The organism is Streptomyces sp. NPDC088350, from assembly GCF_044753545.1.
Lineage (GTDB): Bacteria > Actinomycetota > Actinomycetes > Streptomycetales > Streptomycetaceae > Streptomyces.
Window position 1 is genome coordinate 209,511 of the sequence record NZ_JBIVNL010000011.1, and the last position, 13,662, is coordinate 223,172.

Consider the following 13,662-nt stretch of genomic DNA (forward strand, 5'->3'; position numbering starts at 1 on the left):
CATCGTTGAACGTTCAACTGCTTCACCCTCCGCACTTCCCGTCCCCTTAGGAGCACGTCATGGGCATCTTCGGCCGCAAGAGCGACGACACGGACACCACCGCGGCGCCCGCCGCCGTCAACCCCGACCTGGCCGCGCTGACCGGCGACTACACCATCGACCCGTCGCACACGACGCTCGGTTTCGTCGCCCGCCACGCCATGGTCACCAACGTCAAGGGCGGCTTCCTCGACTTCACCGGCACGCTGCACCTGGACGGCAGCGACCCGGCCAAGTCCACCGCGTCCCTCGACGTCAAGATGGAGAGCATCAGCACGGGCTCCCCGGACCGCGACGGTCACCTCAAGAGCGCCGACTTCTTCAAGACGGAGGAGTTCCCGACGATGACCTTCCGCTCCACCTCGGCGGAGGCCCTCGGCGGCGACGACTACCGCATCACCGGTGACCTGGAGATCCTCGGCACCACCAAGCCCCTCACCATCGACCTGGAGTTCAACGGCGCCGCGAAGGACCCGTTCGGCAACGAGCGCGTCGGCTTCGAGGGCAAGGCCGAGATCCTGCGCTCCGTTTGGGGCCTCACCTGGAACGCGGCGCTGGAGACCGGTGGCGTCCTCGTCTCCGACAAGATCAAGCTGAACTTCGACATCTCGGCGATCAAGAGCGCCTGAGGTTGAGCCAGACCGCCAGGTCCTCGATCTCGGCCTCCACGGCATCGGCGACGCTCCTGGTGAACTCCACGTCCTGATGGACGGCGTTCACCAGGAGCACGCCGGCCTTGCGGTCGGCGACCGCGTCGAGCTTCCCGACGAGCCGGTCGCCGTAGAGGATCGGCAGTGCGAAGTAACCCCAGCGGCGCTTCTCGGCCGGCTTGTACATCTCCAACTGGTAGTCGTAGCCGAAGAGTTCGGTGGTGCGCTTCCGGTCGTGGAGGAGCCGGTCGAACGGCGAGAGCAGCGCGGCGCGCCCGCTGAACGGCCGTTCCAGGTACGCCGGATCGACCCGCCACTCCCCCTTCACCCCTTCTACGACGGCCGGTTCGCCGACCTCGCCGACAACCGCGGGTTCGACGGGGAGTGCGGTGCCGGTGGCGCGGGCGATACCGAGGGCGCGCAACCGCCGTTCGTTCCGCAGCCGGCGCGCCTCGTCGAGCGGAACGGCGGGCTCGTCCGGGTAGACGCGTGCGGCCAGGTCCCACAGCCGCTCCCGCCCCGCCCGCCCCGCGATCGCGACTTCCCCCCTCAGCACCATCAGCTCCAGGAGCTGACTGACGTTCCGGTGGTGGGTCCAGCCGGACGACTTCCAGGGCACCGCACACGTGTCGGGCAACTCCCGTGAGGTGAGCGGCCCTTGACTCCCGAGCCGGTCCAGGATGTCGCGCCGGCAACGGTCGTTGGCCGCGACCCACTCCCGGTGGTGCTTCGACTCCTTCTCCCCTACGGCCATGTCGGCGCGGTACAGCGCCAGGTCCTCGCTCGGGCGGATCATCGCGCGGAGTTCGAGGAGGGTGCGGTCCTTGAGCGCGGCGGTCAGCTCGTCCGGGGTGTACGAGGATCCGAGGCGGCTCCAGGCGACCAGGTCGGCGTTGGGCGCGATCGCCGCCGTGGGGTCGATCTGAAGGAGGGTCAACTGGCGGACCGTGGTGTGGAGTTCGGTGGGGCGGTGGGCGTCGAGGAGTTGGGCCTGGACGGCGATTCGGCGGGATTGGGGGCGGGTGAGTTCATGCATGGGGGCTCGACTCGGCGGGTTCGGTGAACGTGGCGGGCTCGGCTTGGCGGATCCTTTCGCACTCTATAGAACACATGAACTATTAACCTAGAGGGAACGCGCCTCCGGGCGGACGGCGTTTCACTCCCCTCACTCCCCCCGGTAGAGACGCTCCAGGTCCACCAGCACGGCCTCTCCCCGGTCCCCTGCGGCTCGCAGTTCGTCGGTGAATCCGGCCCCGCTGTAGCAGGCGAGCCGGACGACAGACGTGTCGACTCCGCGTCCGGCGAGCAGCGTGGCCGCGTGCCGCAACCGCTCCAGATGCCCGATTCCCATGACCTGATCCCACTTCGCCTCGCCGAGGGAGAGCAGGACGCCGTTGTCCTGGCCCACCGCGCCCCGTACGACCACGTCGATCTCGTGGGCGGTGCGCTCCGTCCGGTCCGGAACGGTCCCGTAGGAGACGTCGATCGGCATGCCACCGAAGGTCTCGGGAGCGGCGAAGTGGACCACCCATTCGCGGCAGATCTGCTCGAAGTGGGGTCCTACGACAGCGGAGAGGAATCGGGGCCGGGAACTCGCCCAGACCTGATCCGCCAATCCCCTGTCCAGCAGGGGGAGTTTGGGGCGGGAGACGGCGTGGTCGAAGGCGATGAGGGGTTCGCCGATGCGGTAGACGCTCCGGTTTCGGCGGAAGGCGTCCGTCTCCTTGCGGACGAGTCCGCAGTCCTGAAGGACCGTGAGGGGGTGGGTGATGTCGCTGGTGGGCCGCTCCAGGCAGCCGGCGATCCGGCCCGCCGTGGCGTTGCCCGAGGCGAGAGCCGCGAGTACGGAGTGGTACAGCGCTCGGTCCCGAAGGTCGGATTCGTCGGCCAGGAGGTAGCGGGCCTCGCGGTAGAGCGGGGAGCGGGGCGAGAGCGCTGTGCGGCACACCCAGGCATCGAAGTCGTCCAGGTCGGCCGGGACGTCGTCGCGTACGAACTCCCTTCGGTAGGCGGGGGTTCCGCCCACGACGCTGTGCACGAGGAGTGCGAGCCGGGGGTCTTCTTCGATGCCCCAGAATGCCGCGGCCTGCCGGAAGTCCAGTGGCTGGACGACGAGTTCGAGACTGGCGCGGCCTCGCAGGGGTGAAGTGCCGCTGAGGAGCTTGCCCATGAAGGACAGGGAGCTGCCGCAGAGGAGGAGGCGGGTGCGGGACTCCAGCCGTTCGGGGCGGCGGGGGCCGTAGGCGACCTGCACGATGGAAGGGAGCGAGGGGGTGGCCCTGGCGAGGTACGGGAACTCGTCGATGACCACGGGGACAGCTCTGTCCTTCCCGAGGGCGAGCAGCGCGTCGACGGCCTGTTCCCAGCGGTCGAAGCGCATGGGGGCGATGCTGCCGGTGTACTGGCCGAGTTCCTCACCGAAGCGGCGCAGGGACTCGGCCTCCGTCGCCTCGTACGCACAGAAGTAGAACCCGTCGGCGGCCCGGGCGAGGGAGTCGAGCAGGAAGGACTTGCCCTGTCGGCGGCGTCCGGAGACCACGGCCATGGTGGCCTCCGGACCTTCGTCCGCCGCGAAGGCGGTGAGTTCGCTCCATTCCCGGTCGCGGGCGAACATGTCGGAAGGTTTACGCAGGTGGGCCTGTGTGCGAGTCATGGCTGTCCCCAAACGAATAGTTAAGGAAGTACGCTTCCCGGAAATACGCTTCCCTTAATGAGAATCGCAGCACCCGGGCACGGCCCGGATGGTGACCGTGTCTGTTTTCCTGTCTCCGCCCGCGCCTCTGACGCGTGGGCCAAGATGTGGTCGAAGACTGTGCGGGGGAATGGACGAAGCTGATGGGCGACGGGGACTATTTCGACTTCAGCCGTAGCGTCTTCCACGGTCCCGTAACCGGCGTGGCAGCGCCGTCGGGCACAGCCGCGACTCCCCCACCGCCTCCACCGTCCACCTTGCAGGCACCACCGGCTTTCTTCACCGGACGAGACTCCGAAGTCGAGGAACTCCTCGCCCTCCTCGCTCCGCCGGACGAACCAGCCGCCCAGGACAGGGGCGCCTGCGCGCTGTCAGGGCTGGGCGGAGTGGGCAAGACCGCTCTTGCTCTGCACACGGCGCACATCGCGCGGACGCGAGCCTGGTTTCCGGGTGGCACGCTCTTCGCCGACCTGCGCGGATACGACGACACTCCGATGTCGGCGGATCGCGCAGTCACCCTGCTGTTGGAGATGTTGGGCTTGCGGGACGCAGAACTGCCCCAGTCACCTGAGGCCCAGTTCGCTCGGTACCGATCCGAACTGGCCGACCGACCCCGGATGTTGATCGTTCTCGACAACGTCTCCGACCCGAGACAGATCTGGCCGCTGCTCCCCGGAGAGGGCACGGACCACCGAGTCCTGATCACATCGCGGGACGTCCAGGACTCCCTCCCAATGCGACAGTTGACGGTCGCCACGCTCAGTCCGCAGGCCGCACAGGACTTCATCGACCGCTCGCTGCGCCACCAGGACCCGGACGACCACCGTGTCGCCGACGAGCCGGATGCCGTACGGGATCTGGCCGAACTCTGTGGACACCTGCCCTTGGCACTCTCGATCGGGGCGGCCCTTCTACAGCGGCGTCGGCAGCGACCAATCGCCACACTCACGGCCGAGCTACGGGACGCCGCCGACCGCTTGCGGGCCCTGAGCACGAAGGGGGTGGATCAGTACGGCAAGGACCTGGCCCTACGCCCCGTGTTCGACGTGATGTATGAGCGTCTGGAGCCGCGTCTCGCGCGGGTACTCCGGCTGATCGCCCAGGCTCCCGCTGACGTGGTGGGGCTCGGCGGGGCGATGGCCCTCTCCGAACTGCCCCAGCAGAAGCTGGAGTCGGCGCTGGAAGACCTCGTCGCCTGCTCTTTGCTCGTCCCTGTGAGACCGTTCCGCAGTCACGGATGTTGGCAGATGCACGACTTGGTGCGGCTGTATGCCCAAAACGTCGTCGAAAACGATTCCTCGCTCCAGTCGGAGGCAACCCGTGCTCGCATGATGCTAACCGCCTACTACTGGCAGACATTGCAGTCCGCTTTGGCCCTGATCTGGGGACCACCAATCGATGATGCCCCGGACGTGTTCACGGGTGATCGCTCGCTGGCCCTGGCGTGGTGCAACAACGAACGCGCCGATCTGCTCTCCGTATCGCTGTGGGTGCTCAGCGACGATGAAGACGAATTCACCTGTGCCTCAGTCCTGGCCGAGGCGTTCACCAACTATTTGAAGCACCTCCGCCATCGCCGCGCATACCAGGACGTGGAGATCGTGGCCCGCGCCGTGCTCGCGGCCGCCGCCCGGCGTCACCTTCGCTCGACCGAGGGATCGGCCTGGGAATGGCTCGGTCAGGCCCTTGACGGTCTGCGCAGGCTCGACGAGGCACTCGACTGCTACGACCATGCGGAGAGAATCGGCGAGGAGCTGGGCGACCTGGCTGCGCTGGCTGATGTGCTCGCCAATCGCGGAGCGACCCTTTGCCAGTCAGGACGATACGAAGAGGGGATCGCCGCCCAGACCCGTGCGCTGCGCGCTCTCGACGATCTTGGCCGACACAGGTCGGCGGCCCAGTGCCAGCTCAATCTGGCTCAGCTACTGACCCTGATCGGGCGTCTTTCCGAAGCGCACGGCCACCTGACCCAGTGTCTGCCGTACTTTACGAGGACCGGGGACCGAGTGGCGGAAGCCACCTCTCGCCGCTGGCTCGGCACCCTACTTGGGAAGCTCGGACGCTTCGAGGAGGGCGTCAATGCCCATGCCCTCGGCCTCTGCGCCGAATTGGGCGACTGGCACGGTCGAGCGGCGGGATGGGGCAATCTGGGCGGCCTGTGGGCCGACATGGGCCGACATGAAGACGCAGTGAAGGCCCACATGCGCGCCCGCGACTGGTTCGCCTCACTTGACGACCATCATCAGGAAGCCATCGCTTGGAGCAATCTCAGTGGCGTACTCACCCGCCTGGGCCGCCAGGACGAAGCTCTCCGGGCCGCGCACGCCGCACGCGATCTACTTGAGGCGTCCGGTGACTTCTCCATGCTCGTCTTTCAGCTCAATAAGATCGGCGAGATACACCAATCGGCCGGTCGTCGCCCGGAAGCGCGGGCCGCGCTCACCGCTGCGGTAGCTGTAGCAAAGCGTGCGGGCCTCCTCCGCGAGGACACCGAGGCCTGACGGAACAGGCACTCGGTCTCGGTTTCACCCGCCGAACTCGCACCACACCACCTTGCCGGGGCACCGCTCCCCCACCCCCCACTTGTCCGCCAGCACGGCGACCAGCATCAGGCCGCGTCCGTCCTCCGCGTGCAGTGACCTGTACGGCGTCCGGACCAGGTGGAGTTCGCCGGTGCCGCTGTCGTGGACCTCGATGCGGAGGACTCCGTCGGGGTGCAGGGAGAGGTGGAGGGCGAAGCCTCGGCCGGGTGGCACGCCGTGGAGGATCGCGTTTGTCGTCAACTCGCTTACGCAGAGCAGTACGTCGTCGGTGCGGGCCGTGACGGATCAGTCCGTGAGGGTGGTCCGCGTGAAGTCGCGGGCCAGGGCTACCGATCTACGGTCGCGGCGGTAGAACGCCTCGCGGGTGTGGCCCTGTTGGAGTTGTTCGTTCATGGGGCCACTGTCACAGGGAGTCACTATCTTGGGTCAGTGAGTGAGGTCGTAGTTCTCATTGCTACGACCTCACTACGACGACTTCGGGTGTGCGCGGGGGAAAGGGACACGCATGCAATCGGCGAAGAGGCCCAAGAAGGTCGGTACTTGGCAGGCGGTGGGCGGGCTGGTCGCCCACTTCCGGAGGAAGGCGCGGCTGACGCAGGAGCAGTTCGCCGAGATCGCGAACCTGCATGTCGACACGATCAGGTCGATCGAGCAGGGGCGGCTTGCGCTGCAGGACCATCGGGCCATTGAGTTCGATGAACTGCTGCACACGGGTGGGGCGTTGTTCGCACTGGTCGACAAGTTGCCGGTGCAGGCGCGGATGCCCGCGTTCGCACAGGGGCTGGTCGACAATGAGCAGGAGGCCATCGCCATCCTGTCGTACGAGGCCATGGTCGTGCCCGGTCTGCTCCAGACCGAGGCGTACGCCCGCTGCGTCTTCGAGGCCCGACATCCGGCGGTCGCGGACGAGACGGCCGACGAATGGGTGTCCAACCGACTGAAACGACAGGAGATCTGGACGCGGGAGCGGCCCCCGGTGGGGCACTTCATCATCGAGGAGAGCGTCCTGCGGCGGAACGTCGGCGGCCCGGAAGTTATGCGGGACCAGATCCGCAAACTGATCGAGGCCAACGAACCGGCCCACATGAGCGTGCAGATCATGCCGATGGACCGGATGCCCCACGCCTCCCTCGGCGGTCCTCTGGTACTGCTGGAGACTCCGGACCACGAGCGCCTCGCCTACCTGGAAGTTCAGCGCGCCAGCTTCCTCGTCGAGGACCCGGAAGAGGTGAGTAACTATCACCTGAAATATGGAATGCTGCGGTCACAGGCGCTCTCTCCCTCCGAGAGCATGCGCCTCCTGGAGCGACTGCTAGGAGAGCAATGAACACCGCAGCACGGCAGCACATGGCGTGGTTCAAGTCCAGCTACAGCAGCAGCGAGGGTGGCAACTGCATCGAAGTTGCCACCCACCCTGCCGCCGTCCACATCCGGGACTCCAAGATTCCCGCCGGTGGCATCCTCACTGTCTCGCCCGGCACTTGGTCCGAGTTCCTCGGTCAGGTCACGCGTCCCGGAGCCTGAACCACGCTCCACCGACCCCCAACAACCCCATCGCATACGCCGCCAGCACCCCAAGCCCCGCCCACGGACCGATAGCCAACCGGTCCAGGTTCGTCGTCGCCTGGATGGACAGGCCCGCCGGCATCGGGGTCCAACGCTGCAAACGGTGTTGCCAGGTTGGGGAGTTGACCAGGTGGGACAGGAGTGGGACGACGTAGAGGAGGCCCAGGCCCAGTGTGATCGCGGCTCCCGTGTCTCGGAGCAGGGTTGCCAGGGAGAGGCCAAGTAGCGTCACCAGGACGAGGATGAGGGTCGAGCCGGTCGCCGCTCGGAGTGTCGCGCTGTTCGTCGGGGTCGTGGGGAGGATCAGGTGGGCCAGGACCAGGGAGGACAGGACCGCCAGGGCTCCCGCCACTGCCGTGAGCAGTGCCAGTGTCGCCGCCTTTGAGGCCAGTACCCGCCACCGGCCCGGCATCGCGGTGAGCGTGGTGCGGATCGTGCCTGTGGCGTACTCCGCGCCCATGGACAGCGCGCCCAGGACCAGGCAGATCGCCTGGCTCAACTGGACTCCGGTGAGGGCGAGTTTGACCGTGTCCTCGTGGCATGCCGTCGGGGTCGGGCAGATCCCGGTCGTGAGGGACGAGGCCGCCGCCGCGCCGACCGCCGCCGTCAGGGCTACCGTTGCCGCCAGGAGCCACCAAGTGCTGGGCAGCGTACGGAGTTTGGTCCATTCGGCGTGCAGAGGACCGAGCCACCTCACGCGTCCCGCCTCCTTACCGTCCAGGTCGCCAGGAGCAGGGCCGCTGCCGTGTAGGCCACCAGGACCGCCAGGCCGTGGTACGGGGTGAGGGGGTAACAGCCGCTCTCGGGAAGGCAGTTGTGCTGGACCTGCGGGTAGTACGTCACGCCCTGCTGGATCGCGAAGGCCGCCGCCGGTGTCACCCGCAGGAGCCATTGCGCGGCCGGGAGCGGGAGGGCGAAGGACAGGATCTGCGGGAGGATCACCAGGACCACCACCGTCGCGATCGTGCCCGCGCTGCTGCGAAGCACCACTCCTACGGCCAGGGCCAGGACCGCGACCAGGGTGAGGAGCAGCGCGCTGCCCACCACCGCCCTCGACGCCGGGTTCTCCAGGAGGGAGAGGTCGGGGAACTCCGGGGGCTTGAAGCCGTTCGAGCGCAGCGTCTTCTTGGCCAGGGTGAAGCCGATCGCCGTCGCCGGCAGGCCTGTTGTGAAGGTGATCAGCGCGATCACCGTCGCCTTCGCCGCCAGCACCTTCAGTCGGGACGGGGTCGCCGTGAAAGTCGTACGGATCAGGCCTCGTTTGTACTCGGTCGTCACGAAGAGTGTGCCGAGGGCGGTCATGAAGAGGAGGCCCACGAAGACTCCCTGGAAGCTCATCTGGACCATGTCGGGGCTGTTCTCGTCGGGGGCGATGTCCCCCTGGCCGGTGAGGTTGTAGGTGCCGGTCGGGGACACCGTCGTCGTTCCCGGTTGGCTGTTCGGGCCGCCCGGGGCGGGGGCGCCCACGTCCGTGGCCGTCCAGGCGTTGTCGGTCGACCTGCCCTGGAAGGCCAGGTGGTCGAAGGTGCCCGTGGCCTGGCCGCTGCCCGCCACCTCGCTCGTGCCGCCGAAGGAGCGGTGGACGATCTCGTGCACGGGGGCCGCCACGAACAGGCCCACCTGAACCGTCCCGGGCAACCTGCCGACCCCCACCTCCCCAAGCCGGGTCCACTTCTGACCGTCTACCGACGCATAGCCGGTTAGTTTCGCACCCAGCCTTTTCAGACGGAGCCACTGCGGGGCCTTCGCCAGGTCGCTGCCCGGGCCCGCCTTGTCGTGCGTGAAGTTCCACTGCATGCGGACGCCATGGCCAGGAGTCGCCATCACCGCCGCGTACGGCGAGCCCTGCTTCAGGCTCGCCTTGACGATGATCCCGGCCTTCGTCCAGGGCCCCAGCCCCTTGCCGGAGCGGTCCCTCAGGCCGGTGACCCGAACCGTGACCGTCCCGTCGCCGGTCAGTGTGCGGTGGGAGAAGCGGAAGGAGTCGTTGACGACCTCGCCGCCCGGACCGACGACGATCGCGGGGCCCCCGCCGACGCTGGAGCCACTCGCGCCCAACTCACAGATCACGACCGTCACCACGGCGCCGATCGCCAGCACCAGCGGCCAGGCCCTGACCGTCCAGAACTTCGTCCACTCCGCGCGCAACAGACCGCCGAAACCGGCACGCGCCGGGTGCAGGGCCGAGCGGTACGGGGGGACCGTCCTCGTGGGTGTCGTCGTCATCGGGCCGTCACCCCGTCCTCGTCCGTGGCCGCCGACGTGAACTCGATCGCGTCCCTTGTGAGTTCCATGTAGGCCTCTTCCAACGTGGCCCGGTGCGCGCCCACTTCGGCGAAGGGGACCCGGGACGCGGAGAGGAGTTCCACGATCCGTTCGGCGGGCAGGCCGGTGACGGTGAGGGTCTCGCCGTCGGTGACGGCCACCGTGCCGCCCTCCCGGGCGAGGAGTTCCATGGCTTCCGTACGACTGCTCGTGCGCAGGCGTACCCGGTCGCCGGAGGCCGCCGCGAGGAGGTCGGCGACGGCCGTGTCGGCGATCAGGCGGCCCCGGCCGATGACCACCAAGTGGTCGGCGGTGTCTTCGAGTTCGCTCATCAGGTGGCTCGACACCAGGATCGCCCTGCCCTCCGCGGCCAGGTGGCGGAGCAGGGTGCGGATCCACTGGATGCCCTCGGGGTCCAGGCCGTTGACCGGTTCGTCGAGGAGGAGGACCGGGGGGTCGCCGAGCAACGCGACGGCTATGCCCAGGCGTTGGCGCATGCCGAGGGAGTAGCCGCCGGCCCGCCTGCGGGACGCCTGCTCCATGCCGACCTGTTCGAGGACCTCGTCCACGCGCCGCATCGGCAGGCCGTGGGAGTGGGCCAGCCAGCGGAGGTGGTCGCGGCCCCGGCGGCCGGGGTGCAGGGCGGCGGCGTCCAGGAGCGCGCCGACCTCCAACAGCGGGGTGCGCAGGGCGTGGTAGGGGCGGCCACCGATCAGCGCCTGGCCCTCGTCGGGGGTGTCCAGGCCGAGGAGGGAGCGCATGGTGGTGGACTTGCCCGCGCCGTTGGGACCGACGAAGCCGGTCACCGTGCCGGGCTCGACCGTGAAGGACAGGCCGTCGACCGCGAGGGTCCGGCCGAACCGCTTCCGTAGCTCGCGGACTTCGATGGTTGCGTCGCTCATGGTGAGGGAGGCTAGGGGCGCGGAGTGCCGTGCGTCGTCACGCCGAAGGGGTCCCTCACGAGGGGGACGCCGACGGGGAAGGGGGTCGGCACAATGACCGGGTGGGTGAGAAGAGTGCGGGCGTGCGGGCGGTGACGTCCCGGTGGCGGAGCGCCGAAGCCGGTGCACGTGCCGTGATGGTGGCGGTCGTCCTCGCCGTTCTCGCCGTCTCCGAAGTCCTCGTCCGTGGCGGCCACTTGGCCGGTGGTTTCGCCGCCCTGCTGCTGCTCGCCCTCGCCTCCACCCTCCCCCTCTCCTTCGTCCTCGGCACCGGCCGCCTCGCCCGGAGCTGTGCCGCCGTCGCGCTCGGCGCCGCCTGTGTGCTGTCCCTCGTGCCCTTCGGAGGGCTCACCGTCGGCGGGGTCGGGGCCCAACTGGCGTGCGTGTACGTGCTGGGGCGCGCCGGAGCGACCCGGCTCGGCGGGCTGTCCGTCCTCCCCTACGTCGTCATCGCGCTCGCCAGCCACGAGGAACCGACCCGGATCGTCGCCGTCCTCGTGGCGACACTCGCCTCCGCCGCCGCGGCCACCGGGATCGCCCACCATGTGCGCAGCACCGCACAGGCGCACAGCGCGACGGAACGGGCCTTCGCGGACACGCTCCTCGAACATGCCGCCCGGGGTGAACGGGCGCGCATCGCACGGGAGTTGCACGATGTCGTCGCCCATCACATCTCGATGATCGCCGTGCAGGCGGAGACGGCCCGGCTCACCACCCCCGGGCTGCCGTCCGAGGGCGCCACCCGCCTCCTCGCCATCGGCGACACCGCGCGCACCGCCCTCACCGAGATGCGGCGACTGCTGGGCGTGCTGCGGGAGGACGCCGACACGGGGGTCCAGCGGCGGCCCCAGCCCGGCCTCCGTCAACTCATGGAACTCGTCGACGAGTCACGGGACGCGGCCGGTTCCCGTACCCGGTTCATCGTCAGCGGACCCGTCGCCTCACTCGACCCCGGCATCGAGGTCACCGCGTACCGGATCGTCCAGGAGGCCCTGACCAACACCCGCCGGCACGCGCCGGGCGCCGCCGTGGACGTAGAACTCCGTTATGGGGACAAGGAGTTGGCGGTACGCGTACGCGACAATGGGCCCGGCCCCGCGGCCGACGTCACCGGCCACGGCCTGCTCGGCATGCGCGAGCGCGCCGCCACGGTCGGAGGCACGCTGCGCACCGGGCCCGCGCCCGGAGGCGGTTTCCTGGTCGAAGCGCGCCTCCCCGTCGCGCCGGTGGAGGAGGCAGAGGAGACAGAGGAGGCACCGGCATGACGTCCATCCGTATCGTCGTCGCCGACGACCACGAGATCGTGCGGGTCGGATACGCCGGACTCCTCGGCACCCAGGCGGACTTCACGGTCGTCGGCACGGCCCCCGACGGCGCCGAGGCGGTACGCGTCTGCCGCGAGCTACTGCCCGACGTGGTGCTGATGGACGTACGCATGCCGGTCATGGACGGCATCGAGGCCACCGCCCGGCTCCAGGGCCCCCACGCGCCCCGCGTCCTCGTCCTGACCACCTTCGACCTCGACGAACACGTCTACGACGCACTCGCCGCCGGCGCCAGCGGCTTCCTCCTCAAGGACGTCACCGCCGAACGGCTCTTCGAGGCGGTACGGGTCGTCGCCGCCGGCGAGGCCCTGCTCGCACCCGGCATCACCCGACGCCTGATCGCCGAGTTCGCGCGACTACGGCCCAAGGCCCCCACCCAGGGCACCCTGGACGTCCTCACCCCGCGCGAGACCGACGTCCTGCGGCTCCTCGCGGAGGGACTGTCCAACCCCGAACTCGCCGAGCGCCTCCACGTCGGCGAGGAGACCGTGAAGACCCACGTCAGCCGCATCCTGTCCAAGCTGGGGCTGCGGGATCGCACACAGGCCGTGGTGACGGCCTACGAGACGGGGCTGGTCGTGCCCCGGACGGGCTGACGGCGGGCGCGCGGTACCGGCAGCAGCCACCACGCCGACGCCACCGACAGTGCCGCGCCGACCGCGATGCCTTCGAGGCGGGTGGGCAGCAGGTGCGGGGCGTTCTGGCCGAAGTAGCCGAGGAGGAGGGAGAGGGCGCAGGTCATGCCGGCCGCCCAGTAGGCGTAGTTGAGGGGGCGCAGCCACAGTGCCACCGCGAGGACGGCGAACATCAGCGCCACGGCGGTGTCGCCGGTGGCGCCGGCCGCCGCGACGCCCGCGGCCAGCAACGTGCCGACCGTGGCTCCGGCGAGGCGCTCAACCCCCTTGCGCAGTACGTCGGTTCGGCCGCGGTTGCCGCTCGCGGCGACGTACGCGGTGAGGACCACCCAGGGCCAGTGGTCGTCGAAGAACAGCCGCCCCACGACGAACGCGGCGGCGATACCGGCCGCCATCTGGAGGGCCATGCGGGTGCTGGGGCGGGGGTGGAGGCGGGAGCGGCGCGGGGGTTGGTCGGGGGCGGGTACCGCGCGCCAGGGCCGGGGCCCGTAACGGTCGCCCAGCCCCTGCACCAGCCAGACCCCGCCGCACGCCAGCGCCCCGACGAGTGCCGACCAGCCCCAAGTCACCAGCCCGCTCTGCGCTGTGGGCGGGAGCGCGGGGCCGGGTACGACGAGGAGGGCGACCAGCGGGAGGGCCAGCAGGGTGCCGATCTTCGTGGCGGCCGGGCCGTAGCGGCGGATCCAGACGGCCAGTGCCATGCCCGCCGTGTAGACGGCGGCACCGAGTGTGTAGTGGGAGGCCAACAACCTGCCGAGGAAGATCGAGGCGCCTGCGGTGACGGGCAGCACGACGAGCGCGGTGAGCCTGCGGCGGGTGTCGGCGGTGCGCTGGGTGGAGGACAGGGTGAGGGTCAGGGCGACAGCCAGGACCAGCACGTCGGTGTGGAGTCCTTCGGCGCCCTCCAGCCACAGGGCGATGCCCCAGCTGAGCAGCACGGCGGTCATCGTCAGAGCCGCTTCGTACGCGTTGCGTATTAGTTTTGCGGTCACTATCCCCACGGTAC

Annotated in this window: 12 protein-coding genes and 1 pseudogene; 6 read left to right on the forward strand and 7 right to left on the reverse strand. The window is 69.3% G+C overall.

The features are described 5' to 3' along the window. Positions 1 to 59: 59 nt before the first annotated feature. Complete coding sequence (locus tag ACIQBL_RS35175) at positions 60 to 668, forward strand: YceI family protein (protein WP_401949272.1); 609 nt, start codon at positions 60 to 62, stop codon at positions 666 to 668. Here ACIQBL_RS35175 and ACIQBL_RS35180 read toward each other — a convergent pair. Together ACIQBL_RS35180 and ACIQBL_RS35185 are read right to left on the reverse strand one after the other, a co-directional pair. Then, positions 655 to 1,725 carry a DNA glycosylase AlkZ-like family protein gene (locus ACIQBL_RS35180; RefSeq protein WP_401949275.1) on the reverse strand — a complete coding sequence of 357 codons (1,071 nt, stop codon included), beginning with the start codon at positions 1,723 to 1,725 and terminating at the stop codon, positions 655 to 657. The two genes, ACIQBL_RS35175 and ACIQBL_RS35180, sit on opposite strands and share 14 nt — an antisense overlap. Positions 1,726 to 1,854: 129 nt before the next feature. After that, a complete protein-coding gene (locus ACIQBL_RS35185; RefSeq protein WP_401949277.1) occupies positions 1,855 to 3,342 on the reverse strand; it encodes an ATP-binding protein in 1,488 nt (495 codons plus the stop codon). A gap of 182 nt (positions 3,343 to 3,524) precedes the next feature. Between ACIQBL_RS35185 and ACIQBL_RS35190 the strand changes: the two genes are divergently transcribed. Beyond that, positions 3,525 to 5,882: a tetratricopeptide repeat protein gene (locus ACIQBL_RS35190; RefSeq protein WP_401949279.1), complete on the forward strand. Its 2,358-nt coding sequence runs from the start codon at positions 3,525 to 3,527 to the stop codon at positions 5,880 to 5,882. A 24-nt stretch (positions 5,883 to 5,906) separates the two neighbouring features. On the opposite strand, the pseudogene ACIQBL_RS35195 reads toward ACIQBL_RS35190, so the two are convergent. Further along, positions 5,907 to 6,317, reverse strand: a pseudogene (locus ACIQBL_RS35195) (ATP-binding protein). 112 nt (positions 6,318 to 6,429) lie between these two features. Here ACIQBL_RS35195 and ACIQBL_RS35200 point away from each other — a divergent pair. After that, on the forward strand, positions 6,430 to 7,251 hold the full coding sequence (locus ACIQBL_RS35200; RefSeq protein ID WP_401949281.1) for a helix-turn-helix domain-containing protein: 822 nt from the start codon (positions 6,430 to 6,432) through the stop codon (positions 7,249 to 7,251). Next, on the forward strand, positions 7,248 to 7,448 hold the full coding sequence (locus ACIQBL_RS35205) for a DUF397 domain-containing protein (protein ID WP_401949283.1): 201 nt from the start codon (positions 7,248 to 7,250) through the stop codon (positions 7,446 to 7,448). The genes ACIQBL_RS35200 and ACIQBL_RS35205 overlap by 4 nt, the downstream gene beginning before the upstream one ends. On the opposite strand, the gene ACIQBL_RS35210 is transcribed toward ACIQBL_RS35205, so the two are convergent. From ACIQBL_RS35210 to ACIQBL_RS35220, 3 genes are read right to left on the reverse strand one after another with little or no spacing between them, the layout of a single operon-like run. Beyond that, positions 7,429 to 8,187, reverse strand: coding sequence for an ABC transporter permease subunit (locus tag ACIQBL_RS35210; protein ID WP_401949286.1), 759 nt, complete (start codon positions 8,185 to 8,187; stop codon positions 7,429 to 7,431). The two genes, ACIQBL_RS35205 and ACIQBL_RS35210, sit on opposite strands and share 20 nt — an antisense overlap. Next, positions 8,184 to 9,716: a hypothetical protein gene (locus tag ACIQBL_RS35215; RefSeq protein ID WP_401949288.1), complete on the reverse strand. Its 1,533-nt coding sequence runs from the start codon at positions 9,714 to 9,716 to the stop codon at positions 8,184 to 8,186. The genes ACIQBL_RS35210 and ACIQBL_RS35215 overlap by 4 nt, the downstream gene beginning before the upstream one ends. Continuing rightward, the gene (locus ACIQBL_RS35220; protein WP_401949291.1) at positions 9,713 to 10,657 is read right to left on the reverse strand and encodes an ABC transporter ATP-binding protein; all 945 of its coding nucleotides are present in this window, start codon (positions 10,655 to 10,657) and stop codon (positions 9,713 to 9,715) included. Before ACIQBL_RS35220 ends, ACIQBL_RS35215 begins: the two co-directional genes overlap by 4 nt. Positions 10,658 to 10,833: 176 nt before the next feature. Between ACIQBL_RS35220 and ACIQBL_RS35225 the strand changes: the two genes are divergently transcribed. After that, positions 10,834 to 11,961: a sensor histidine kinase gene (locus ACIQBL_RS35225; protein ID WP_401949621.1), complete on the forward strand. Its 1,128-nt coding sequence runs from the start codon at positions 10,834 to 10,836 to the stop codon at positions 11,959 to 11,961. Beyond that, positions 11,958 to 12,617, forward strand: coding sequence for a response regulator (locus ACIQBL_RS35230; protein ID WP_401949294.1), 660 nt, complete (start codon positions 11,958 to 11,960; stop codon positions 12,615 to 12,617). Before ACIQBL_RS35225 ends, ACIQBL_RS35230 begins: the two co-directional genes overlap by 4 nt. On the opposite strand, the gene ACIQBL_RS35235 is transcribed toward ACIQBL_RS35230, so the two are convergent. Further along, positions 12,581 to 13,648 (reverse strand): FUSC family protein, encoded by a 1,068-nt coding sequence (locus tag ACIQBL_RS35235; RefSeq protein WP_401949296.1) that lies wholly within the window; start codon positions 13,646 to 13,648, stop codon positions 12,581 to 12,583. The two genes, ACIQBL_RS35230 and ACIQBL_RS35235, sit on opposite strands and share 37 nt — an antisense overlap. Between the last annotated feature and the right edge of the window lie 14 nt (positions 13,649 to 13,662).